Source organism: Algoriphagus locisalis (assembly GCF_900116615.1).
GTDB classification, from domain to species: domain Bacteria; phylum Bacteroidota; class Bacteroidia; order Cytophagales; family Cyclobacteriaceae; genus Algoriphagus; species Algoriphagus locisalis.
In genome coordinates this window covers 1,049,205-1,073,693 of record NZ_FPBF01000001.1, presented here as the reverse complement: position 1 = coordinate 1,073,693, position 24,489 = coordinate 1,049,205, and the positions used below count along the sequence as shown (strand labels likewise).

Genomic DNA, 24,489 nt, shown 5'->3' with positions numbered 1-24,489 from the left:
ACTCTTGTTTCGAAAGATAGTACCTTGCGCTAATTGCCGAATAAAACGTAAACCCTAAAATATCGTACCAGAACCTATACATTCCTCACCTTCGTACCAAGCGACGAATTGCCCTGAAGCCACGCCTTTTTGAGGTTGATCGAAGATGACGTATAGTCCGTTTTCTTTTTGAATCAAAGTCGCTCCGCTGAGTGGTTGGCGGTATCTGATGCGAGCATCGTATTTTCTGGTCTCTCCCACATTTAGCGTTAAGTCTTCCCGGATCCAGTGGATATCTTCTGATTTGACAAACAAACCATCACGAAGTAACCCAGGGTGGGTTTCTCCCAAACCTGTGTAAATCACATTTTCCTGTGTATCAGTAGAGATCACAAATAGCGGTTTACCAGTTCCTCCTACATGAAGCCCTTTTCTTTGGCCTACAGTGAAATAGTGTGCACCGTTATGTTCGCCAAGTACTTTTCCTTGATCAGCGGTATAGTGAATAGGAAGAGAAATAGCATCCAAGGTCTCCTGATCGTAATCTTCCGGAGCAATTCCAGCAGGAATCTGTTGTTTTTGGTAGATTGGAAGCTCTTCAGGAATTTGGATGATTTTACCTTTTTTCGGCTTTAGCTGCTGCTGTAGGAAGTCTGGAAGTCTTACTTTTCCGATAAAGCAAAGTCCCTGACTGTCTTTTTTGTCGGCTGTGATCAAGTCCATTTCCTTTGCTTTGGCCCGTACTTCAGGTTTCTGCAAATGACCGATTGGGAACAGGGCTTTTGCTAACTGACTTTGGTTCAATTGGCATAAGAAGTAACTCTGATCCTTGTTTGGGTCAGCTCCCGCCAGCAACTGATAGGCTGTTTTGCCATCAGCTCCCATGATTTCACCTTTTTGGCAGTAGTGACCTGTTGCCACAAAATCTGCTTTTAGCTTTTCTGCAGCTTTCAGAAAAATATCAAATTTTATTTCCCGGTTGCAAAGAATATCCGGATTGGGCGTTCTGCCGGCTTCATACTCCGAAAACATGTAGTTTACAATTCTTACTCGGTATTCTTCACTGAGATCTATAGCCTGAAAAGGAATCCCAAGTTTCTCTGCCACCAGCATGGCATCGGTGGAATCTTCAATCCAAGGGCATTCGTTAGAAATGGTGACAGATTCATCGTGCCAGTTTTTCATAAACATCCCGATGACTTCGTAGCCTTGCTCGATGAGTAAGTGAGCGGCGACGGAACTATCGACCCCTCCGGAGAGGCCGATTACTACTCTTGGTCTTTCTTTCATACGCTGTAATAAGTAATGGATTCAAGGTCCATTAAGTTACAATGAATTGCAGAACAAAATTTCGACTGAAATTGGTTCTGCTTAGCGCAAAGTTAATGAAATCTAAGCTGGATTTTTTTATCGTTCGTGAAGACACGAACGATGGCTGTGCAGAGTATCCTAACCGCTATTGGTTCTGTTCAGAAGAAATTAATCTGAAAGTGGAGAAACTTTAAAACACGATAAATTCTTTAAATTTGAGAAAATCAAACTCTTTGAGGATGAACTTACTAAATAGAATTACGATAGATGCCGGGATATGTCATGGGAAACCCTGTGTACGAGGCATGAGGTGGCCAGTTGAGGTGGTTTTAGACATGCTGGGTACTGGCATGAGTGTGGAAGAAATTTTAGATGATCATCCTGAATTGGAAAGACAAGATATATTAGCCTGCCTTCAGTACGCCAAACTTTCTCTTTCTGGACATAACATCGTGGATGTGGCTTGATGAAATTTCTCTGTGATGTTCATATATCGTATAAAATAGTTAATCATCTCAGATCTTTGGAATTTGAAACAGTTCATGTCAATGAAATCTTGGATAGATGGTTCACTAATGATAGAGCAATTTGTGCCTATGCCGACACGAATGATTTTATAGTGATATCCAAGGATGCTGATTTTAAGAACAGTAAACTCATCAGCAATACGCCAAAAAAATTAGTGAAAGTTAATCTTGGCAATATTTCAAACTCAGTTTTAATAGATGCGATTACTAAAAATCTGGGTGCTATTCAAAAATTAAATGTAAAGGGCGATTTTTTGATTGAACTTGATCAGGCTTCGGCAACTTTCATCAAAAATTTAAAGTAAAATTCAGCCCTTTCTTCGGAGAAATGCTATCCTTAAATTTTTCTGACAACTACTCAATTATCAAAATTTTCTTAATCAGTTTTTGGATACTGCAGGCTGATATTTCCCATATACAGCATCTTTAAACTTTTTGTGAAGCTTAATCTGATCGTAAGGGTAAAGCTGTACGAAAAGCACGGCCGTGATTTCATTGACTGGATCTACCCAGAAAAGTGTGCTGGCGGCTCCATCCCAAAAGAATTCACCCACAATTCCATTGACTTCCTCAGCACTTGTAGGTTGGGCTACTCTCACTGCAAAATCAATTCCGAAACCCACATTTCCTTTGCTTGGCAGCCAAGATCTCTCTGTCACGGAATCCGGAAGCTGATTGGTACTCATCAGTTCTACCGTTTCAGGTTTTAGGACTCTGACACCATCAAACTCCCCTTTATTTACCAGCATTCTGGCAAAAGTCATGTAATCATCCAAAGTAGATGTAAACCCAAATCCACCTGGGGTTAAAGGCCATTCGTTGATATTGAATCGATGAGCTTCTTCATTTGGAAGTTGCTCCAGCTGCCCTTCACCGGTTCTTCTGTAAGAAGCGGACATTCTAGCTCTATCTGATTCTGGGACAAAATATCTGGTTTCGCTCATCTTAAGAGGATCAAGCACATGCGTTTGCACATATTCTTTATAAGGAATTCCTGCGATTCTTTCAACCAAAAATGCCTGTACATCTACGGATTGTCCATATTCCCACTGTGTTCCTGGCTGAAACCAAAGTGGTACTTCTCCGATTCTTTTGGCCATTTCATTCAAATCAATTTCAAAGCTCCTTGGGTCTTTTTCTGCAAGAAGTTCACTTAAGCCAGGAATATCGGCCCGATTGGGAAAGCCTGCGGTATGACGTGTGATATCACGAATAGTTACAGGTCTTTCGGCATCTACCAATTTGATCTCACCGTTTTCATCTACACCGTCATAAACTTTCATTTCGGCGAACTCGGGCGCATACTTTGATAGGGGATCATCCAATTGAAATTTTCCTTCTTCGTAAAGCGTCATTAACGCGGTGCCTGTGATCGGTTTGGTCATGGAATAGATCTGCACAATCGTGTTTCTATCCATTTTAACCTGATTCTCCCGATCAGCATACCCAAAAGCATTGTAGTAAACCTCTTGATCCTTTTCGAAAATCAATGCAGAGACTCCAGCTAAATTACCGCTTTCTACAAAGCTCGAAAGGGTAGAGTCGATTCTAGCTCGAACCTGATCATTTACCAGTAAAGTTTCGGTAGAATCCTCTGTTTGCTTTTTATCGCAACTGCTAGAAAAAATAGCAATTGCACAGGCATATAGGAATAACTTTTTCATAGGTTGTGGTTATTGTTGAAATAGGGTGAATTGTAATCTACAAAAAATGGGTTTCTGATAAATTAGGATTTAGAGCTTAAAATCCTCTTCCCAGAACTTAAATCCGCCTTTAAACGCATTTTCGTTTGTTCCCAATCTACATCCTTCAGGGATTTGTGTAAGCAATTTTGAGTTTCCACCACCTAAAAGAATATCATCAGGCTGAAAAGTTGCACGGAAGATCTCGACTGTTTTCAAAACATTTTTCTCCCATCTCTTTGAACCGCTTTTTACCAAGTATTCTTTACCAACGTACTCTTCAAAAGTTTTCTTTTTGAAAGGAAGATGTCCACCTTCCAGCGGGATGATGGTATTATGAATAACCATCGCTGTGCCCAATCCAGTGCCAAAACCCAAGAAAAGAAGTTTCTTGCCTTCATAACTTCCCAATGCCTGCATCGCGGCGTCATTGATGATTTTAATGGGGCAATTAAAAGCCGCATGAAAGTCGAATTGATTCCAGCCTTCCCCAAGGTTTACCGGCTCGCTGATAATTCTGTTTTCTTTGACAACTCCCGGGAAACCCATGGTGATCATGTCGTATTCCCACTGCGAGGCATTTTCTTTGACTAGCTCTACCATTTCTTCTGGCTTGAAATCAGCGCCAGATGGGATTTTGATTCGTTCTTCTGCACCTGTAGCCAGGATTTTTACATTTGAACCCCCAATGTCGATTACGAGGATTTTCTTTTTCTTTTTTTCCATCCACTGAAACTAAATAGAAATGTTTACTTACCGAAGAAGAATTTGATCCAATTCTGATTTTTGAGGAAAAATAGTGTCGAGTCCAATCAAAAGTAATTTCAAGTTGAATTGATTTTTCTTTTGTCAAATGCTGTGATCTCCCAATTCTTACTTTAAATTACAAGGATTACGAGCAGCCCAGATAACCCAAATCGTTTGCAATTATTAAATGATTTGATCTTTTTCAAGTAAAACTTTCAACCTAGCCTATGTCTATCAAAGTTGCTATCCGGCACTATACCAAGTACGAGTACGATCGTCATATTACTCTCAGTCCACAAGTGATTAGATTGCGGCCTGCACCGCATTCACGAACTCACATCAAGGGCTATTCCTTGAATATTAAGCCTGAAAATCATTTTATCAATTGGCAGCAAGATCCATTTGGTAATTATTTGGCGAGAGTAGTTTTTCCTGAGAAAATCAAGTTTTTTGAGATCGATGTAGAAGTCATTGCCGATATGGTAGTGATCAATCCTTTCGATTTCTTTGTGGAAGATTATGCTGGCAATTTCCCTTTTGAATATGACGAAAGCGTAAAACAGCAGCTCGGCCCATATTTGGAAATCAAAGAATCAGATCCTCTGCTGATGAAATTAGTAGAAAAGGCTAAAGCTTTGATTACTAAAGATATTGTAACCGTTGATTACCTCGTGGCCATCAATTCGATGATCAACCAGGAGCTCCGGTACAATGTTCGGATGGAGCCTGGAGTTCAATCTTGCGAGGAGACACTTACCCTAGGTTCTGGTTCTTGTAGAGACTTCGCCTGGCTCATGGTTTTGGTTTTGAGGCACGTGGGATTGGCTTCAAGATTTGCTTCTGGGTATTTGGTGCAATTGAAGTCAGATGAAAAATCCCTGGATGGTCCATCAGGTCCTGAGGAAGATTTTACCGATTTACATGCATGGACAGAAGTGTATGTACCTGGAGCCGGTTGGATAGGATTGGACTCTACGTCGGGTTTGTTTGCCGGTGAAGGGCATATTCCACTGGCATGTACACCTAGCCCGCAAGATGCCGCACCGATATCTGGTATGGCCGAACCTGCAGAGACTGAGTTTTTCTTTAAAAACGAAGTGACGAGAATAGAGGAAACTCCCCGAGTCACCAAGCCTTATTCTGAGGAACAATGGGAGAAAATTTTGGCAGTAGGGGATAAAGTCGATGAGGATTTGGAAGCCAATGATGTGCGACTGACAATGGGCGGAGAGCCAACTTTTGTTTCGGTGGATAATCAGGATGCTCCCGAATGGAATACTGCCGCTGACGGTGAGCATAAAAGAAGTCTTTCCAATATTCTTTTTCATAAGCTAAAGGGAGAATTTGGCAAAGGTGCATTGATGCAATATGGTCAGGGGAAATGGTATCCCGGAGAGCCTTTACCGAGATGGAAACTAGCCTGCTTTTGGAGAAAAGATGGTGAACCCATGTGGCATAACGATGCCTTGATGGCGGATTTAAGTGTTGATTATAAATTGACCAGCAGAAAAGCAAAGAGTTTTATAAATACGCTGGTCAAAGAATTGAGTGTGGATCCCTTGAACGTGACCCCACTATATGAAGATCCATTCTACTTTATTTGGCAGGAAGGAAAAGTCCCGGTAAATATCAATCCTGCGAAGTACAATCTTAAATCTTCTTTGGAACGCCAAAAACTTGCGAAGCTTCTGAAAAAAGGTCTGGGCAAGCCGATAGGGTACTCAGTTCCTTTGGAATGGGAATATGAAAAGCAAATGTGGCAAAGCTGCCGCTGGAAGTTCCGCTACAAAGACTTGTATTTAGTGCCTGGCAACTCCCCAGCAGGATTGAGATTGCCATTAGATTCTATTGAATTTACTCCACCGGAAGATGAGCCAATTAAACCTGAGAATGATCTTTTCGCTGAGGTACAGGCCTTGTCCTCAGGCAAAAAAGTCAAGCGGGTAAAAAGAAAGCCTATTAACTCTAAGTGGATTTTTAAGACCTCTTTAGTTGTTGAAGTTCGGGAGGGAAAGCTTTTTGTGTTTTTCCCTCCTGTATCTTTTATCGAGCATTATTTAGATTTAGTACGTGCCGTTGAGCGGACTGCCCAAAAGCTTAAAGTGCCTATTCTCATAGAAGGCTATGATCCGCCAGCAGATAAGCGAATAGAAAAGATGATGATTACTCCAGATCCTGGAGTAATAGAGGTAAACGTACAGCCCGCGAAAAGCTGGAAGGAAGTGACTCACAATTATGAGGTTCTCTATGAGAGAGCACGAGAATCACGACTAATCAGTGAGAAATTCAATGTGGATGGCAAGCATACTGGCACTGGAGGCGGAAATCATATTACGCTTGGCGGTTCTTCCCCGGAAAATAGCCCTTTGCTGAGAAGGCCTGATGTATTGAAGAGCTTTATTACCTATTGGCAGCATCATCCTGCTTTATCTTATTTGTTTTCTACCCAGTTTATTGGGCCGACCAGTCAGGCGCCAAGAGTGGATGAGGGTAGAGATGACATGCTATATGAGTTGGAATTGGCTTTTCAGCAGGTGCCAAATGGCAAAGAGAATGAGATTCCATTCTGGATGGTGGATCGGGTTTTCAGGAATTTGTTGGTAGATATTACCGGTAATACGCATAGAGCGGAGTTTTGTATAGACAAACTCTATTCACCAGATTCCAGCAGTGGCCGTTTAGGGATTTTAGAATTCCGTGGATTTGATATGCCCCCTCATTATCGAATGAGCATGGTGCAACTGCTATTGATTCGTGCCTTGATGAGTTGGTTTTGGAGAGAGCCATACGATCATAAATTGGTACGCTGGGGTACTTCGCTTCACGATAAGTTCTTACTTCCTCACTACTGCGAAAAAGATATGCTAGAAGTGGTCAATGACCTGAAAGGTGCGGGGTATGATTTTGACTTAGCATGGTTCGATCCATTTTTCTCTTTTCGCTTTCCTTTTATTGGAGAACTTCAAGTGGAAGGTATTCATGTGGATTTGAAAATGGCAATTGAGCCCTGGCATGTATTGGGCGAGGAAATGTCCAGCTCAGGAACAGCCAGGTATGTAGATTCTTCTTTGGAGAGACTTCAGGTGAAAATTTCAGGCTTGACAGAGTCCCGCTACCATTTGCTTTGCAATGGCCATAGAATCCCGTTGAAAAATACCGGAGTCCAAGGTGAGTACGTGGCTGGAATTAGATATAGAGCATGGCAACCTTATTCGGCTTTGCATCCTACCATAGGGATAGACACTCCTCTGGTGATTGACTTGTATGATACCTGGACCAAGAAATCTGTGGCAGCCTGTCAATACCATGTAGTGCATCCGGGAGGCAGGAGCTATGATAATTTCCCTATCAACAGCAATGAAGCTGAATCCCGCAGAATATCAAGATTCTTTGACTTTGGGCATACCATTACTCCTGCACCTGGTGCTCCTTTGACTGTACAAGATGAGCAGAAGTCTGGCAGATATATTACTAAAGTGGATCTGAAAACATCCTATGATGCATCTGCCGAGATTGTCAATCCTGAATTCCCCTATACAATGGATTTAAGGCGATATAAAAAACGATGATTTTATATTATTTCAGGGTTAATTAGTCCATTTTTGATGCATGATTGAGTCTTATCTTATTGACAAAATGTTCAATAACGAGCCGTTTCTGGATGAAATGGCCACCGACCAAGGTAAAATACGCCCACATTGGGAACGGCTAGCTAAATACTATGAGCAAACCGGCTCAGATCGCATGGGACAGTTCCATGAGGAAGTTGGTCGTCAACTGCGTGAAAACGGTGTGACATACAATGTCTATGGCGATCCCAATGGGATGAATAGACCTTGGATTCTAGACCCCGTTCCCATGGTTTTCAGTTCGGAAGAATGGGAAGGAATAGAGAAAGGCTTACTTCAACGTACCGAGTTGTTAAACCTGATATTAAGTGATTTATATGGAGACCAAACATTAATAAAAGAAGGCCGAATTCCATTTGAATTGATTTACAATCACGGAGGATTTCTTCGACAAGCTCATCACATTAAGCTAGGCGGGGAGCAACAGCTGATTCAGTATTCTTCAGATTTGGCACGTGGTCCAAATGGTAAAATGTGGGTGCTTCATGATCGTACCGATGCACCTTCCGGAGCAGGTTATACTTTCGAAAATAGAGCTGCAATGACCAGGGTTTTCCCAGATTTGATTCGAGAGAATCATGCTAGGAAGATCACTTCATATTATCAGACTTTTAAAAACACCCTTACTAATCTTACTAATAATAAGGAAAACCCTCGAGTAGTTTTACTTTCTCCTGGGCCGACCAATGAAACGTTTTTTGAGCATGCATACATCTCATCTTTTATGGGGTTTACACTGGCATTTGGTGAGGACCTAACAGTAAGTGACGGCTATGTTTGGCTGAAAACCATCAAAGGACTGGAGAAAGTTGATGTGATTATCCGTCGCGTGGATGATGTTTTCTGTGATCCGCTGGAGTTTAAGAGTAATTCTCACCTTGGAGTTGTAGGTCTAATGGAAGCGGTAAGGCAGCGCAAAGTTCTGGTGATTAATCCATTGGGATGCAGAGTGTTAGAGAACCCAGGGCTGATGGCATTTCTTCCTAAAATCAGTAAGCATCTCCTTGGTGAAGATCTAATTTTACCATCTGTGGCAACTTGGTGGTGCGGTCAGCCTACCGAAATGAAATATGTTTTTGAGCATATAGAATCATTGGTGATTCGAAACATCTATCGTGGCACCTATAAGAAATCTGTTTATGGCGGAAATTTAAGTAAAGCGGAGATAGAAGCTTTGAAGAGGGAGATAAGAAGAAGTCCCTACATGTATGTGGGGCAGGAAATGGTGGATTTTTCTACTACACCTTCTTGGATCAATAATAAATTGGAGGCTAGAAATGCTGTTTTCCGAAGTTATGTAGTAGCTGATACGGAAAACAAGAACTATAAAGTGATGCCTGGTGGCTTGTCCAGAAGTTCTCCTTCAAAAGGTGCTTTTTTGGTTTCAAATCAAACAGGTGGAATCAGTAAGGATACCTGGGTGCTGGGCAAGGCAAAAGAAATCACTACTTCAGCAGCCAAACCAATAAAGACTCAACCTTTGGTACGCAACGTCTTGCCGAGCCGAACTGGTGAACGCTTGTTTTGGCTTGGAAGGTATTTGGAGCGCTCAGCATATTCGGTGCGCTTGATGCGAATGACCTTGCTTTCTTACAACGAATCGGATGAGGATATTCACGTTCACGACAATCCAGTCTTAAGCACTTTGCTACAAACACTCACTGTCATGACGGGCACTTTGCCTGGGTTTACGCTAAAAAAGAACCTGAAGAATCCAGAAGCAGAGTTGTTGGCATTAGTACATGATGTGAAGCAATCGGGAAGTTTGGCCTATTCCATTCAGTGCTTTCTTACCAATGCTTATTCTGTCAGAGATAGGCTGAGCTTGGATACCTGGAGGATTCTGGACAGTATTTCTGAGGAGCTTACCAAAATGAGAAATGCAAATACCACCCTGATGCAGGCTTATCAAAGCTTGGATAATATGGTGGTAAAACTGATGGCTTTTTATGGGCTGAATATTGATAATATGACCCGTGAGCCTACCTGGCACTTGCTAAATATTGGACGATTTATTGAATCGGCTTCAAATAACTGTTTGATTCTGAAAGGGATGCTGAGCAAATCATTTGATTCTGAGTCAAACAAAGAGTTGATGGAAGATACTTTGCGATGCAATGAAAGTTTGGTGACATACAGGTATCGCTACAGATCAAACTTGGAAATGCACGGTGTGTTGAGTTTGCTGATTTTGCATGAGGATAATCCAAGATCTTTGATTTTCCAGCTTTTGGAGATCGATAGTCATCTGAGTACACTTCCAAATCAAGATGAAAAAGAGCTTTTCAGTATAGAGCGCAAGAAATTGCTCCAGGCGATCACCAAAATCAGGTTATGTGATATTGATGTAATCTCTATTCCAAATGTAGTTACTCAAGAATTTATAGAGCTGAGGATCCTATTAGATGAAATAATCGGGCTTTTGCATGAGACTTCTGATTCGATTTATGAAAAATACTTCAGTCATACCGATACCCGATATAGTATGATTCAATCTTCCTTAATACCAGAAATATGAAATCTAGCGCAATTCACTATTCACCAGTAGTGCTAGTTAAACTCAATACTTGCGTTTTTCCAATTTCCACCATAGGTTTTCTAAACAGCTCAGCCTTCAATAATCGCTGGTATGAAATATAAAGTAACCCATATTACCGACTACATCTACGAATTTCCGGCTACTTTATGCCACAATCTGATGTTTCAGGTACCTCCGGATTTGCCTTTCCAACATGTGGAAGAGCACCTCTGTGAGATTAGCCCAAAGCCAAGTGCGGAGATAGAGCGAGTCGATTTTTTTGGTAATAAGTACCTATACTTTTCAGTAGAAAGATCGCACAAGAATCTAAGTGTTACGTCCAAAAGTGTTGTCAAACTATCGGAGCCCCCATGGTTTGCAGTCAAACCTAGTGAAACCATGGCTTGGGAGAAAGTGGCTGATTTGCTCCATTCTACGAAGACATCTACAGATGTACGGCAATATTACTTGGAGTCAAAGCATGTGGACTTTATAGATGGAATAAGTGATTATGCTTTGAAATCCTTTACTCCAGGCCGTCCGATTATGGAAGCTGCACTTGATCTGAATACTCGGATTTTCAACGATTTTGCTTTTACACCTGGATTTTCAGATATAAGCACGCCATTGCACAAGGTGTTTAAACACAAAAAGGGTGTATGTCAGGATTTTGCCCATTTTGAACTCGCCTGTCTTCGGGTTATTGGCTTATCAGCAAGGTATGTGAGTGGATATTTGGAGACTTTGCCACCTCCAGGTAAAGCCAAGTTGATCGGAGCTGATGCTTCCCATGCTTGGGTTGCCATTTATATTCCAGGTCATGATTGGGTAGAATTTGATGCTACTAACAATCTTCTAGTCAATGACAAACATATCCGCGTGGCGGTAGGACGGGACTTTGCTGATGTGACTCCACTAAAGGGAATTGTGTACAGTGGCAGTAAACAGGAAATGAAAGTGAGTGTGGATGTGAGGAATTTGGATAATGCGTAAAAGCAATGCGCTATCGTTTGCATTTCACTCTTGAAATTAGATTTAGTACTTTCTTATAATCTTTGTCAAAATCAAAAGATTATCCGCTATTTAACTTGATTTCCGCCCTTTTTTGGGAGTTTAAAAAAGAATTTTTTAGAAAGTATTTTTCGTATAGTAGATAGGTTGCTTCTATAGAGTACTTAAGATCTTTAATCTATTGAATGTAAATAATTTATATTAAAAATGATGTGATGCTATCGTTTGCACTGCTAGCAATTATCCTCAGCTTTTTATTTCAAATTTAGCACTTCAGAGACATTTTTTAGGGTGGACTCATTGTTAGGATACACCGAATTCACCCGTGAAAGTGAAAAATCATCACTCTTTGTTCAGAACTAATTTTTCGACTAGCTAATATTGACTCAATCCACTTTCCAATTCTACCTTTTTTTATTTTTTAAAAAGGCCATTCTGGCATATTTAAGAAGGTTTATTAGAAATAATCACTCTATTGATCATGTAATTTCAGATTTTATAGTAAATAAATTTGCTATAAATCATTTGAATTACTAATATGCAATCGATTGCGCAATTCTAATTGCAGTTCTTTTTAAAAAATAAACCAAAATTCAAAATGCCTAAAAATCTACCCAAATTTCCGCCCCCTAAAATGCCTATTTCCTATGGCGTTTATTCAAGAAAGCTATGCCTTTCGTTGATTTTTACTTTAAGCCTAGCACTATCAGCCTTTGCTCAGCAAAGTGTCTCCGGTAAGGTTACATCGACTGATGATGAACTTCCAATGCCGGGAGTTTCGGTGGTTTTAAAAGGAACCACTACAGGAACTACCACAGACGTGGATGGGAATTACACACTATCTGTGCCTAGTGATGAAGCCATCCTTGTATTTTCCTTCATAGGATTTAATTCTCAGGAGATTTCAGTAGGAAGTCGATCCATAATTAACGTGGCCTTAGATGTCAATATTACTGAGCTAGAATCGGTAGTTGTAGTTGGATATGGCACCCAAAAGAAATCGGATGTCACTGGGGCTATAGCTGGAGTGGATAGCGAAATCATTACTGAGCGAGGTACAACTAGTGCTATACAGTCCCTTCAGGGAACAGTGGCAGGGGTACAGGTAAGTAATAATACTGGTCGTTTAGGGGATGGTTTTAGCATGACAATTCGTGGTAATAACTCCCTGTCTAGTTCATCTCCGCTATATGTAGTGGACGGTGTTATCACAAATAGCATAGACTTCCTGAATCCTAATGACATCGCCAAAATCGAAGTGTTAAAGGATGCCTCTTCTGCTGCTATCTACGGCTCTAGAGCTGCGGGTGGTGTGGTGATTGTACAGACCAAGGGAGGTACTAACATTCCTGACGCTACAACTTTCTCCTTTGAAACATTTTATGGTATAAAGAATCCCGCAAGACTCCCTGAAATGATGAGTCTGGAGCAGTGGAGAGATTACCATATGGCCGCCTATCTAGGAACCACCAATAATGGGGCTGGAATGAGTCAAGAGGCTTATGAAAATGTAGTCTTAGGAAATAATAACCCAGTTCTTAAAGAAAGATTTGAAAATCTGGACGGATATGATTGGTATGACGGCGTATTGCAGAACGGGATGCAAACCAACAATCACTTGACAATCTCTCATAGAAGCGGGCTTTCCACTTATAACATGGGGGTTGGATACCAGTTGGAGACAGGGAATATTGAAAATGAGTCCTTGGATAAGTACACTTTCAATATGAATATCAACCAGCACATCAATAGTAAATTTAGAGCTGGAAGTAATTTGGCCATGTCCTTTGGTACTAATCAAAGAGGTAGTTCCATTGCAATGCAGGAAGCATTTCGTCTGAATCCATTCCTTTCGCCATGGGCAATCGATGAGAATGGCGATGAAATAGTTGGACAGTTATACGGACAGCCAGGCAAGTTGCTATATCCTGATGGTAGATCTGCTGCGGACAAGACAAGTACCTATAACCCTCTTTTGGAAATCGCAAATACCAGTGATGAAACAAGATACTTAAGAGGTGTAGGTAATGTGTTCTTACAGTATGATCCGCTTGAATGGATGAGTCTGAAATCCACTTTTTCTGTGGGTGTGAATAATAACAGAAGAGGTTACTTCTGGGGTGCGCAGACTAACACCGGAATCAGTAATGGCAACTTGCCATCCTCTCAGGTGAATTATTCTGACAATATGAATACCACCTGGGACAATCAATTGAATCTTAACAAAACATTTAACGATCATTCCTTCAGCTTCCTGACATTGCAAAGTTTATTTGTTGACCGTTCAGAGACTGCAAATATGTCTTCTGCCAGACAGCCCTTTGAAACAGAGTTTTATAATGTAGGCTCTGGATTGCAAGAGACTTATGGATTAGGAAATGGGTTCCGCAAAAACCAATTGGCTTCTTTCGCCCTGCGATTGAATTATGCTTTCCAGGATAAGTATCTATTGACGGCTTCCAACCGATGGGATGGATCTTCTTTACTTTCCGAAGGCAATAAGTGGCAAGCATTTCCATCTTTGGCTTTAGGCTGGAGAATCAATAAGGAAGGTTTTATGGAAAATTCAGCTGTCATATCTGATTTGAAATTAAGAGCAGGTTATGGTACCGTAGGCAACAATAACGTGGCACCTTATACCACAGTAAATACCTTGACTACGCAGACCTATTACGATTTCAATGGTTCGACGGCAAATGGCTGGGTTCAAAATTCCATTGCCAATAAATCGCTGACTTGGGAAAAAACTACTGAAGTCAACCTAGGATTGGATTTCGGCTTTTTTATGAACAGACTTTCCGGTAGTATAGATTATTACAACAGACTTTCGGACGATCTCTTGGTCACCCAAAAACTACCATTGGAGATTGGCTTCAGTAATATCCGTTCCAATGCAGCTTCTGTAAGAAATAAAGGCGTGGAAGTGATGCTAAATGCGATTGTTTTTGAAAATAACCTAGTGAATTGGTCCACTACCTTGACTTTCACTAAAAATACCAATTCCATAGAATCACTCTATGGACAGTCTGAAACTGATGATGTGGGGAATGGTTGGTTTATTGGTGAATCAATTAATTCCCATTACAATTACGTGTATGATGGGGTATGGCAGGCTGGTGAAGATGCAGCAGCATTTAATCAAAAAGAAGGTCAAGCTAAAGTTAAAGATATCAACGGGGACGGGAGAATCGACCCTAACAATGACCGTGTGATTTTGGGAGCATCAAATCCTACCTGGACAGGAGGTATTATTTCCAGATTGCAAGTTGGCGGTTTTGATATGAATTTCACCGTAGCCACTCAGCAGGGAGTATTGGCATATAGTGATTTCCATAGCAATTTCACCAATGTGAACGATCGAGGACGTCAAAAAGCGGCCATTGAGAGTTATTATGTTCCTGAGAATACCGTCGGGGTTCCTGCTCAAGTATCAAATGTCTATCCGCAGCCTAGAAATGAAGGCCAATACTGGGGTACTGGGATCGCTTACTACAAGAATGCTTCTTTCGTAAAAATCAACAACATCTCCTTAGGCTATTCTCTACCATCAAGTATTTTGGAGAAAGCGAATATTGAAGGATTGAGAATCTATGTGAACGTGCTGAATCCATTCACATTTACAGATTATGAGGGATATGATCCCGAGTGGGCAGAGGCAAGTCTAGGTGTAGGACGTGTCAGCAACATCACTACGCAATTTGGTCTAAGCTTAAAGTTTTAATTCAAGAATCATGAAAAATATATTTTCTATAACCATACTGGCTTTTCTTCTAGTCGCCACTAGTTGTGCAGACTTTCTGGAAGAAGAGAACAAGTCTAACGTAACTGCCGAAGAATTCTATGGTACTTCGGAAGGATATAGTGCTTTGATCAATTCTAATTACTCTGCACTTAGAACCATCTATGCCAATAATCCATGGATGTTTGCCAGCGGAACGGATCTTTATCAAGAGGGAAGAGGACTAGAACCTGAAGGCCTGAGTAAGTATTTTGACCTGAACTCATCTTCTAGCGGAGTTGATTTTATCTATGTCAATTGCTATAAAGCTATTCAGTTGGCTAATTCGGCCATTCATTATTCGGATTTGACAGAGCAAACCTCTTCCATTCAGCAGTACTTGGGAGAAGTTAGATTCCTTCGTGCCAACGCCTACTTTCTTTTAGTTCAAACTTATGGAGGAGTAGGAATGATTACAGATTACATTGCTGAACCAATTTTGTCTTTTGACAGATCCAGCGCTGAGGAAGTTTATTCATTTATCATTTCTGAGCTAGAAGGAGCTATGGGCCAAGTGTCCACTGCTGACTACAATGGAAGAGTGAATAAAAGAGCAGTGGAAAACCTCCTCGCAAAAGTTCATTTGACGAGAGGGTATGAAGATTTCGCCGCCAGTGATGACTTTGCAAAAGCTGCATCCTATGCCGATAATGTAATTGGAGGTCAAGGTCTCAACTTGAGTTCAGAGGAGCTTTGGACACCAGGAAATGACCTAAATGAGGAAACAATCTTCTCGGTACAGTTTAGCCCAGGATCTATCAGTGCCAACCCATCAAGCATAGGAAATAAACAGCAAAATTACTTTGGCTCCTATCTTGGAGGGTCAGAAGTGGCTGGAGATGCCCCTTATAAAACCTACAACTTACTTCCTACACGATTTGCATTGGATCTATTTGAAGAAGGAGACGAGCGTTGGAGTTCAACCTTTATGACAGAAATCTATGAAAGGTATTACGATTATTTTGACGTAGATGATCGAAGTACATTGACTGTTACAGATTTCTATGAGCCTAAATGGTTTTCTGCTGAAGACAGTATTGCCTATGTTGCTGCTCATCCTGGAGTTGTATATCATTCCTACGGTACATTTGACCCTAATGGTGGTCTGGTTACGGCTGATAAAGCAACGATCATTGTGAAGAAATTTGACGACCCAAATTCTTTGTTTGCTGCTGGAGGTAATGGCACAAGCACACGCGATTTTGTTGTTGCTAGACTTGCGGAGACCTATTTGGTAGCAGCAGAAGCTTATCTTCAATCAGGGGACGCAGCTACAGGCTTGGCTAGATTGAATGTGGTTAGACAAAGGGCTGGTGTGGCAGACGCTACTTTAGCAGATTTTGATATCGATTATATTTTGGATGAAAGAGGCAGAGAGCTACTGGGAGAGTATCATAGATGGTTTGACCTGAAAAGAACCGGTAAGCTGGTAGAAAGAGCTTCTGCCTACAATAGCTGGATCACTGAGGCTAATTTTGCAGGTATAGGTGGAAATCAAAAAATATTAAGACCCATTCCTCAATCTGCTTTGGACTTAAATCAAAATAAGGACTTTCCGCAAAATCCAGCATACGAGTAAAATGAATTAAAATCATAGTATAATAAGAGGTTTATTGATTAGGTAAATCCGCATTCATATTGAGTGCGGATTTTTACGTTGGAAGCATTTCTTTTTGCTGATTATCCGCTTTTTTGCCAGTTAAGAGTCCAAAGCATTGTAATAGTTGGTTATTACATCATTTTACAAGGTTTCAGTCTTTACCACCATTGCGTGAACCATTAGTCTTCGGGCTCCTGAGCTATCTGGATTGATGGATGAGCAAAGAAATATAAGTTTACTGGCATCATTTCGTGTATCCATGGAAAAGTATTATTAGCACTGACCCAATGATCATTATGGTCGAACCTATTAGTTTTTTACAAATATTAGATTCCTGAAATATTCTGTACCCTAAAAGAACCGCCACGACTATCGAAAGTTGAAAAAGCGAAAGTGCATAGCCCACGTCCATATTTTTAAAGACATAATTGGTGGAAAGTTGCATCATTCCAATGCAAACAATCAATAAAAGCAGCTTACTCACAGCATTAACGGTGAGATGTTTCAATTCATGGCGTAGATTTATTCTGAAAGCCAACACTAGTAAAAATGAAAAGATTGCCCCAAAGATGCTCCAAGAAGTAAATGCGATGGTAGGTGAGGAGGCAAGAATGACTTTCTTCACAAACACTGCTTCCACTGCCGTCAGAATCATCGCTCCGATTCGGAATTGAATTTCCTTATTTCTCAATAAAGCCAGTGTAAAACGCTCTTCCGTAGTATCTAGAACCAAATAGCTACCGTAGATGATGATGAAGATTCCTACAATGCCCCAAAGATTTGGTATTTCGCCCAAGAGAAAAATTCCAAAAACTAACCCAATTACAGACTTGTAGGAATTTATTGGACCTAAAATAGAGAGATCTCCCTTTTGTAGTGCTTTGACTAAAAGTCCATTACCCACAGCTCCGAATATGCCTCCAAGTATGGAATATATCCAGAAGTCTTTGCTGAGTTCTATAGCATCGAGAAAAATTAATCCGATCAAACAAATCGTCGCTAGAAGTAGGTAGGTAAGAAAATTAACCCAAAGTGGGTGAGAGCCTTGTTGGGTGAGTTGTTTTTGAAAGACATTACCCTGGGGATTGGAGACTACTCTGAGTAAAACTGCCAGTGAGATGAATACTATTTCAGTCAAAAAATCTTCTGTTTAGTATGCTGAATCTTCCTTTTTGATCAAAAAAGCCGAAGGTTTTATCCCCCGGATTTCTTTGCTTTATAACCAGCTGCTGAGAGAACTTGTACTACTTTGTCCCGGTGATCACCTTGGATAAGAATTTCTCCATCCTTCGCTGATCCACCTACGCCGCATTTGTTTTTTAGCATTTTTCCTAATTCCTTCAGGTCATCATCACTTCCAACAAAGCCTTCGATTAAGGTTACTTTCTTGCCTGCACGCGCTTTTTTGTCTAGCAATACTTTCAAATTTTGCTGATTTGCTGCGAGAGTCTCCTGATCTTCCTCATCTCCGGTCTGAAATTCAAAATCATCACTTGTGGAGTACACTACCCCGTCTCGCTTTTTCCAATCGTTACTTTTCTTTGCCATATTAAATTGAATACTTATCTAATTTTTTTAATCTCCAGATTCACAAATTTCTACGGTGATTTTGTGGAGTCTTTGCAAGAATGCAAATACCTGCCCCGATTACAGAGCAGGTATAGAACTAAATCACTACTTCTTATTTTTTGACTTTAAAAGTCCACACAGGACGTTTTGCGTGGTTGACAACATCCTCTGCGATAGATCCTGTCAATAGATGCGCCAGACCTGTTCTGCCATGTGTGGCCATAGCGATCAAGTCCGCATCGATATCCTCAGCAAATTCCACTATTCCCTCTTCCTCAGAATTGGAATTGTAAATCTCCGCTACGGCATGTTCAATATCATATCTGTTGGCAAACATCTTAATTCTAGAGGCTGATTCTCTGGTAGTTTCGAAGCTGCCTGGAGTATTGATGATAACTAAATAGAGATCAGCATCAAACCACTTCTGTAGCGCCTTGATGCGATTGGCCAGCTCATCCTGACTTTCCCTGAAATCACTCGCAAAGACGATCTTTTTGAATTTAGTTGGATCGGTTGCCGCTTTTACAGTCAAAACAGGGCACTTGGCATTACGGACTACCTTCTCCGTATTACTACCGATTAGGATCTCTTCCAATCCGCTAGAGCCTTTGGAGCCCATCACTACCAAGTCAGGCTCTTCGTCTGCTATGGAAGCTGAAATTCCTTGATAAGCATTTCCCAAAACAATTTTAGTTGATAGGGAAAAGTTACTTTCAGCATATTTTTTCTTCAAAGCTTCAAACTGTTCCTTGCGCTTATCCACCAGCTCGATGAAAAAGATTTGGTTATCCATATCAGGAACCATATCACCTCCGCCCATAGTTTGGAATCCGGAGGTAGAAGGGAATTCTACTACATTTAGAACTGATACCTCGATAGTGTCAAATTTGCCAGCTAGAGCAATAGAAAAATCGAGTGCGTTCTGAGCTTGCTCAGAGAAATCAAAGGGGACAAGAATTTTGGTCATGGTTGAGTTAAATTGGTTTATGCCAAATTACTCTTAAATGAAAGATAAGAAAAGGACTTTTGTCAGCTTTTTCCTAAAAAAACTAAACCTATTCCAAATAGAAGTACCCAAAATAAGGTGCTTATTGCCATTTTTTTCAGATTTGGATCGATAGCTTCTGAATCTTTTCCTCGCTGTACATTCATCGCAATTCTGATCATCAGCGGAAAAATAGCTAGTGCGAGTAGGGAAGTCCATTCATTGGTGATAAAAGCGAACACGATCAAGCAGTAATTTCCACCCAGAATTAAAAACCAATTGTAGATAATAGCTGCTTTTTTCCCAATTCGCACCGGAATAGATTTCTTGCCTGCAGTGGTATCGGATTCTATGTCCCGGATGTTATTGATGTTCAGTACAGCTGCGCTGAATAGTCCAAGTGCTATCCCTATCCAAATCACCGCATCATCCCAAGAAAGACTATGCAGGAAATAAGTACCATAAACTCCCAGGAGTCCGAAGAAAATAAATACGGAAATATCTCCCAAACCAGCGTATCCGTAAGGATTATTTCCTGAAGTGTAGCTAACAGAAGCCCAAATTGCAGCTAGTCCAAGACCCAGGAAAACACCAAACAGAACCCAATCCTGGACTGCGAGAAAGAGTAGGAATAAACCTGAAATCAAAGCTAAACCACCAAATAAGTACATGGCCTTTTTCATCTCAGGTAAGGAAATCAAACCAGACTGCACCGCCCTCACTGGGCCCTTTCTATCCTGATGATCTGCTCCGTGGACAGTGTCACCATAGTCATTAGAGAGGTTGGAAAGGATTTGTAGGAATATGGTGGTAAGCGAAGCAAAGAGTAATATTTCCCAGCGGAAAACTTCCTTGTAGGCTGCTAAAAAAGACCCTGCAAAAATACTTGCCAGGGCCAGAGGTAATGTTCGAAGCCTGACCGCATGCAGCCAGGCTTCTTTTTTTGTTTGAATTGTCTGTATCACTCAGTCAAAAATTCTGATTAGGCATTAATGATAGCTAGGATTTCCTGATCCAAAGGATCCACTTTGGATGGGAAAAACTTGATCAATTCACCTTTTTCATCAATCATGTATTTGCAGAAATTCCAGCTTGGCTCTTCGTTGTTCCAACCGTTTTGCTCAGCATCCGAAAGCCATCTGTAGATAGGGTGTTTGTCAAAGCCTTTTACCGATACTTTCTCAAACATCGGGAAAGTCACGCCGTAGTTTTCTGAGCAAAACGATTTGATCTCTTCACTTGAGCCAGGCTCTTGACCTCCGAAATTATTTGCTGGAAAACCCAGGATCACCAGCTTGTCACTGTTTTCGGAATATAGCTTTTGTAAAGCTTCGTATTGCGGCGTGTAGCCACATTTGGAAGCTACATTGACCACCATGATTTTCTTTCCTTTGAAGGAGCTGAAGTCAACTTCCTTTCCGTCCAAATCTTTCATGGTGAAGTCGTAAAAGGATTTTGCCATGGTGTTTTTGGTTTTGGAAGGATTCTTTGATTTGGATGCATGTGAATTGCTGATGGCATAAGCAGTGACCAGCAAAATAAGACATCCTAGAAATACTAGATTCTTCATAATTACATTCGTTCAGGTACGGCGATTCCAAGTAGTTGCATTCCTTTTTTCAGGGTTTTAGCGGTGTGGGATGATAGCGCTACCCGGAAAGCAAGGATGGTTGGGTCATTTTCCAGAAATATAGGAAGATCTGCGTAGAATCTATTGTATTCCTTAGCTAAATCAAATAGGTATTGTGCTAAAATCGCTGGAGAATAATCCAATCCGGCTTGGGAGATTTTCTTTTCAAAATCATTAAGCAGGTATATTAAGCTTGATTCTGATTCTTCTACTTTAGTAAGTTTTGAGAAATCTGCCTCCTTGTAATCCACGCCAATTTGAACTGCTTTTCTTAAAATAGAAGCAATTCGTGCATGTGAATACTGGATAAAAGGACCCGTATTTCCCTGAAATTCTATGGACTCCTGAGGATTGAAGAGCATTCTCTTCTTTGGATCTACTTTCAGCAGGAAGTATTTCAATGCGCCCATTCCAAGTGTTTCGTAAAGCTCAGTTGCCTGCTCCTCATTGAACCCATCGATTTTACCGAGCTCTTTGGTGTGCTGAGCAGCAGTATCAACCATCTCTTGCATTAGGTCATCTGCATCCACGACAGTTCCTTCGCGGGACTTCATTTTACCCGTAGGCAAATCCACCATTCCATAGGATAAATGGTATAGTCCTTCGCCATATGGACGGCCTAGTTTACGCATAATCTTAAACAAGACATCGAAGTGGTAATCTTGCTCGTTACCAACTACATATACTGACTTGCTAATTCCAAAATCATCATATTTCAAATCAGCAGTACCCATATCCTGAGTGATGTAAACGGAAGTACCATCACCGCGGAGAACTAGTTTTTCGTCCAGTCCTTCATCCGTTAAATCCACCCAAACTGATCCATTTTCTTTTTTGAAGAAAACCCCTTTTTCCAATCCTTCGGTGACAATGTCTTTGCCTAGAAGATAGGTGTCAGACTCGTAGTAATACTTGTCAAAGCTGACACCCATCCGCTTGTAGGTTTTTTCAAAACCTTCATAAACCCAAGTATTCATTTGCTTCCAAAGCGCTACAACTTCCTCATCATTTGCTTCCCATTTGCGGAGCATTTCCTGTGCTTCCAAGAAAAGCGGAGCGTTCTTTTTGGCATCTTCTTCCGATTGCCCATTCTCCTTTAATTCAGCGATTTGCTCTTTGTATTTCTGGTCAAAGATCACATAATATTTACCAGCCAAATGATCGCCTTTTAGCCCGGAAGACTCAGGAGTTTCTCCATTACCAAAATGCTGGTATGCAACCATAGACTTACAAATGTGAATTCCGCGGTCATTTACCAAGTTGGCTTTGATGACTTCGTATCCATTTGCTTCGAGAATGTTTGCGACCGAGAAACCCAAAAAATTGTTTCTCAAATGGCCTAGGTGAAGCGGTTTATTGGTGTTTGGCGAAGAGTATTCCACCATCACTTTTTGACCGTTTGCAGGAAGTTGGCCTATGTTTTCGTTGGCAATAAGTTTCTGGAATACATCCACCCAGATCATGTTATTCAGTTCCAGGTTCAGGAAGCCTTTCACTACATTGAAGCCTGCGACTTCCGAAACATTTTCTTTTAGGTATTCTCCTATCAGGTTGGCGGTTGCTTCTGGAGTTGATTTTGAAATTTTCAGGTAAGGGAAAACAACAAAGGTGTAAGTACCTTCAAATTCCTTTCGCGTAGGAGCGAGGCTGATCTGATCCAACGGAAGATCGTGGTTGAAGATATTCTGAAAGGCAAGCTGAATGCCGTTATGTATTGATTCTTGTATGTTCATATTTAATTAACCACGGAGGGCACTGAGGGTGACACAGAGGCCACTATGAATATATTAAGTGTAATTATTTAGTATTTATTACTCTTCTAATCCCAAGCTTGAGTCTAGGAACATTGAAATTAATTAACAGTCCTAAATTGAATTTGCCAAGCTTAATGTAATTGAGTGTTTGGGCAAAATGTATGTCTGTAGTTCTCTCCACAGCTTTCAACTCCAAAACTAGCTTTCTTTCCACTAAAATGTCAATGCAATAGCCATTTTCTAGTTCTACTCCATCAATAATCAATGGCATCTTTTTTTCTACTTCGATAAATATTCCTTCCTTTTTGAGTTTAAATGCCAATGCTTGTTTGTAGGCATTTTCTAATAATCCAGGTCCTAACTGAGTATGAACTTCCATGGCTAATCCTATCACTTTTGTCGCAAGTTCATTTTCAAAAGCTAAATCAGAGTTGTCCATAGTCTTAAGAAATATAACCTATGAAAATAAGGATAAAATTTCTCATTGTGGCCTCTGTGTTACCCTCTGTGAACACCGCGGTAAAAACCTAAAAATTATCCACCAAACTTTTGGTTGTCGCTTCGAGCACTTCGAAAGCGTTTTCGGCCATCAAGTTCTCAGAATCAAGCGTAGGATTCACTTCAACGATTTCCCAGCAACAGACCCGCCTGTCTTGAATAAGTTTCACATTTAATTCTATCGCTTCCTGCACGGTCAATCCATCAGGAACGGGAGTACCAGTCCCTACAGAAATGGAGCTATCCAAGCTGTCCACGTCAAAGGAAATGTAGATTTGATCACATTCTTTAAGTGTTTCTAAAGCTTCTGCAGCGATCTGATCTATCCCTTTTTGCCTTACTTCTTTTGTACTGAAGTTTTTGATTCCATAGTTTTTGATCAAATGATCTTCTGGAGCTTCGGTGTCGCGGACGGTGATGAACACGATGTCATTTGGAAGGATTTTGGGGAAATCTCCGCCTATGGTTTTGATCTTTTTCCAGATGATCAGTGTCTCCTCAGACGGCTCATTGACCTGGCAATCGATATTGTCCAACTGAGCGACCATAGCTAACGGCATACCATGCATATTCCCCGAAGGAGTGGTAAAAGGTGTGTGCAAATCTGCATGAGCGTCAATCCAGATTACTCCCAGTCGTTTGTCAGGATCTGCGGCTTTTATTCCCATAATGGTTCCGGCCGCAGTGCTGTGATCGCCTGCAAGTACGATAGGAAACTTCTTTTCCATTCTCAACGACTCAATCGTGGAATAGACATTTTTCAAGACCTGATAAACACCATCTATGTATTTGGCGTGTGGGTAATTATTTCCTTTCCAGAGGTAATTATTAGCGTCAGGAACGTTGATTGGATCAAATTGGGTAAAGAAATCTGACTTTTTATCCAAGCTTGCAATCTTCAAGGCATCGATCCCCATACTTGCTCCACGTGTTCCCGCTGCAATTTCTGAGCGTACTTCTACTAGTTTTATATCGCGCATTCGTAAGGAGAATTTAAAGTTATATTGGGTTGGCTAAAGCGAGGCAAAAGTAGTTAAAAATGCCTGAAATTCATCTGGGGGGAAAGTCTTCAGACTTGTGTCTGTCATATTGCAGTCTTTGGACTGCCAAAAAACCCCTAAATATAATTAGTTGTAAAGCAGTCTGAAGACTTTATTATAATAGGGCCAAGCCCGCCTGTCGTCGGAAAGGTCATGAGACTTTGAACAAGGTAAAGACGTGCGCCAAACTGGTAGGAAGAAAGTAGTAGAAAATAGCGCCTTAGCGCCTCC

At 40.9% G+C, this 24,489-nt stretch carries 18 protein-coding genes; 7 read left to right on the top strand and 11 right to left on the bottom strand.

Translation table 11 applies throughout. The features are described 5' to 3' along the window. Nucleotides 1-54: 54 nt before the first annotated feature. A complete protein-coding gene (gene mnmA / locus BM386_RS04665) occupies nucleotides 55-1,269 on the bottom strand; it encodes a tRNA 2-thiouridine(34) synthase MnmA (RefSeq protein WP_091691865.1) in 1,215 nt (404 codons plus the stop codon). Nucleotides 1,270-1,529: 260 nt separating this feature from the next. Here mnmA and BM386_RS04660 point away from each other — a divergent pair, with 260 nt between their 5' ends. Then, on the top strand, nucleotides 1,530-1,757 hold the full coding sequence (locus BM386_RS04660; RefSeq protein WP_091691864.1) for a DUF433 domain-containing protein: 228 nt from the start codon (nucleotides 1,530-1,532) through the stop codon (nucleotides 1,755-1,757). Next, the gene (locus BM386_RS04655; RefSeq protein ID WP_091691863.1) at nucleotides 1,757-2,122 is read left to right on the top strand and encodes a DUF5615 family PIN-like protein; all 366 of its coding nucleotides are present in this window, start codon (nucleotides 1,757-1,759) and stop codon (nucleotides 2,120-2,122) included. Before BM386_RS04660 ends, BM386_RS04655 begins: the two co-directional genes overlap by 1 nt. Before the next feature lie 75 nt (nucleotides 2,123-2,197). On the opposite strand, the gene BM386_RS04650 is transcribed toward BM386_RS04655, so the two are convergent. Further along, on the bottom strand, nucleotides 2,198-3,481 hold the full coding sequence (locus BM386_RS04650; protein WP_091691862.1) for a serine hydrolase domain-containing protein: 1,284 nt from the start codon (nucleotides 3,479-3,481) through the stop codon (nucleotides 2,198-2,200). 69 nt (nucleotides 3,482-3,550) lie between these two features. Further along, entirely contained in the window at nucleotides 3,551-4,225 is a 675-nt protein-coding gene (locus BM386_RS04645; RefSeq protein WP_091691861.1) for an ROK family protein, read from the bottom strand. Nucleotides 4,226-4,473: 248 nt separating this feature from the next. On the opposite strand from BM386_RS04645, the gene BM386_RS04640 reads away from it, so the two are divergent. The 5 genes from BM386_RS04640 (at nucleotide 4,474) to BM386_RS04620 (ending at nucleotide 16,761) form a co-directional block, all read left to right on the top strand. Then, nucleotides 4,474-7,815 carry a transglutaminase family protein gene (locus BM386_RS04640; protein WP_091691860.1) on the top strand — a complete coding sequence of 1,114 codons (3,342 nt, stop codon included), beginning with the start codon at nucleotides 4,474-4,476 and terminating at the stop codon, nucleotides 7,813-7,815. Nucleotides 7,816-7,855: 40 nt separating this feature from the next. Next, complete coding sequence (locus tag BM386_RS04635) at nucleotides 7,856-10,393, top strand: circularly permuted type 2 ATP-grasp protein (protein ID WP_091691859.1); 2,538 nt, start codon at nucleotides 7,856-7,858, stop codon at nucleotides 10,391-10,393. Nucleotides 10,394-10,504: 111 nt separating this feature from the next. Further along, nucleotides 10,505-11,386 carry a transglutaminase family protein gene (locus tag BM386_RS04630; protein ID WP_091691858.1) on the top strand — a complete coding sequence of 294 codons (882 nt, stop codon included), beginning with the start codon at nucleotides 10,505-10,507 and terminating at the stop codon, nucleotides 11,384-11,386. Nucleotides 11,387-12,002: 616 nt separating this feature from the next. After that, a complete protein-coding gene (locus BM386_RS04625; RefSeq protein ID WP_091691857.1) occupies nucleotides 12,003-15,125 on the top strand; it encodes a SusC/RagA family TonB-linked outer membrane protein in 3,123 nt (1,040 codons plus the stop codon). Between the two features lie 10 nt (nucleotides 15,126-15,135). After that, nucleotides 15,136-16,761 (top strand): RagB/SusD family nutrient uptake outer membrane protein, encoded by a 1,626-nt coding sequence (locus BM386_RS04620; protein ID WP_091691856.1) that lies wholly within the window; start codon nucleotides 15,136-15,138, stop codon nucleotides 16,759-16,761. A 265-nt stretch (nucleotides 16,762-17,026) separates the two neighbouring features. On the opposite strand, the gene BM386_RS04615 is transcribed toward BM386_RS04620, so the two are convergent. The 8 genes from BM386_RS04615 to BM386_RS04580 form a co-directional block, all read right to left on the bottom strand. Then, nucleotides 17,027-17,920, bottom strand: coding sequence for a DMT family transporter (locus BM386_RS04615; RefSeq protein WP_091691855.1), 894 nt, complete (start codon nucleotides 17,918-17,920; stop codon nucleotides 17,027-17,029). Between the two features lie 56 nt (nucleotides 17,921-17,976). Next, a complete protein-coding gene (locus BM386_RS04610; protein ID WP_091691854.1) occupies nucleotides 17,977-18,330 on the bottom strand; it encodes a translation initiation factor in 354 nt (117 codons plus the stop codon). Nucleotides 18,331-18,463: 133 nt separating this feature from the next. After that, nucleotides 18,464-19,318, bottom strand: a complete 855-nt coding sequence (locus BM386_RS04605; protein WP_091691853.1) for a universal stress protein — start codon at nucleotides 19,316-19,318, stop codon at nucleotides 18,464-18,466. Nucleotides 19,319-19,380: 62 nt separating this feature from the next. Next, nucleotides 19,381-20,298 (bottom strand): 1,4-dihydroxy-2-naphthoate polyprenyltransferase, encoded by a 918-nt coding sequence (locus BM386_RS04600; RefSeq protein ID WP_425285302.1) that lies wholly within the window; start codon nucleotides 20,296-20,298, stop codon nucleotides 19,381-19,383. Between the two features lie 20 nt (nucleotides 20,299-20,318). Next, complete coding sequence (locus BM386_RS04595) at nucleotides 20,319-20,906, bottom strand: glutathione peroxidase (RefSeq protein WP_091691851.1); 588 nt, start codon at nucleotides 20,904-20,906, stop codon at nucleotides 20,319-20,321. A gap of 2 nt (nucleotides 20,907-20,908) precedes the next feature. Further along, a complete protein-coding gene (argS, locus tag BM386_RS04590; RefSeq protein ID WP_091691850.1) occupies nucleotides 20,909-22,699 on the bottom strand; it encodes an arginine--tRNA ligase in 1,791 nt (596 codons plus the stop codon). Between the two features lie 64 nt (nucleotides 22,700-22,763). Next, entirely contained in the window at nucleotides 22,764-23,159 is a 396-nt protein-coding gene (locus BM386_RS04585; protein ID WP_091691849.1) for a GxxExxY protein, read from the bottom strand. Nucleotides 23,160-23,247: 88 nt separating this feature from the next. After that, entirely contained in the window at nucleotides 23,248-24,198 is a 951-nt protein-coding gene (locus tag BM386_RS04580; protein ID WP_091691848.1) for an arginase, read from the bottom strand. Nucleotides 24,199-24,489: the final 291 nt, after the last annotated feature.

What these genes read in the sequence shown, in the direction of transcription:
- mnmA (WP_091691865.1), bottom strand. Translation starts at nt 1,269, where the DNA reads ATGAAAGAAAGACCAAGAGTAGTAATCGGCCTCTCCGGAGGGGTCGAT.
- BM386_RS04660 (WP_091691864.1), top strand. Translation starts at nt 1,530, where the DNA reads ATGAACTTACTAAATAGAATTACGATAGATGCCGGGATATGTCATGGG.
- BM386_RS04655 (WP_091691863.1), top strand. Translation starts at nt 1,757, where the DNA reads ATGAAATTTCTCTGTGATGTTCATATATCGTATAAAATAGTTAATCAT.
- BM386_RS04650 (WP_091691862.1), bottom strand. Translation starts at nt 3,481, where the DNA reads ATGAAAAAGTTATTCCTATATGCCTGTGCAATTGCTATTTTTTCTAGC.
- BM386_RS04645 (WP_091691861.1), bottom strand. Translation starts at nt 4,225, where the DNA reads ATGGAAAAAAAGAAAAAGAAAATCCTCGTAATCGACATTGGGGGTTCA.
- BM386_RS04640 (WP_091691860.1), top strand. Translation starts at nt 4,474, where the DNA reads ATGTCTATCAAAGTTGCTATCCGGCACTATACCAAGTACGAGTACGAT.
- BM386_RS04635 (WP_091691859.1), top strand. Translation starts at nt 7,856, where the DNA reads ATGATTGAGTCTTATCTTATTGACAAAATGTTCAATAACGAGCCGTTT.
- BM386_RS04630 (WP_091691858.1), top strand. Translation starts at nt 10,505, where the DNA reads ATGAAATATAAAGTAACCCATATTACCGACTACATCTACGAATTTCCG.
- BM386_RS04625 (WP_091691857.1), top strand. Translation starts at nt 12,003, where the DNA reads ATGCCTAAAAATCTACCCAAATTTCCGCCCCCTAAAATGCCTATTTCC.
- BM386_RS04620 (WP_091691856.1), top strand. Translation starts at nt 15,136, where the DNA reads ATGAAAAATATATTTTCTATAACCATACTGGCTTTTCTTCTAGTCGCC.
- BM386_RS04610 (WP_091691854.1), bottom strand. Translation starts at nt 18,330, where the DNA reads ATGGCAAAGAAAAGTAACGATTGGAAAAAGCGAGACGGGGTAGTGTAC.
- BM386_RS04605 (WP_091691853.1), bottom strand. Translation starts at nt 19,318, where the DNA reads ATGACCAAAATTCTTGTCCCCTTTGATTTCTCTGAGCAAGCTCAGAAC.
- BM386_RS04595 (WP_091691851.1), bottom strand. Translation starts at nt 20,906, where the DNA reads ATGAAGAATCTAGTATTTCTAGGATGTCTTATTTTGCTGGTCACTGCT.
- argS (WP_091691850.1), bottom strand. Translation starts at nt 22,699, where the DNA reads ATGAACATACAAGAATCAATACATAACGGCATTCAGCTTGCCTTTCAG.
- BM386_RS04585 (WP_091691849.1), bottom strand. Translation starts at nt 23,159, where the DNA reads ATGGACAACTCTGATTTAGCTTTTGAAAATGAACTTGCGACAAAAGTG.
- BM386_RS04580 (WP_091691848.1), bottom strand. Translation starts at nt 24,198, where the DNA reads ATGCGCGATATAAAACTAGTAGAAGTACGCTCAGAAATTGCAGCGGGA.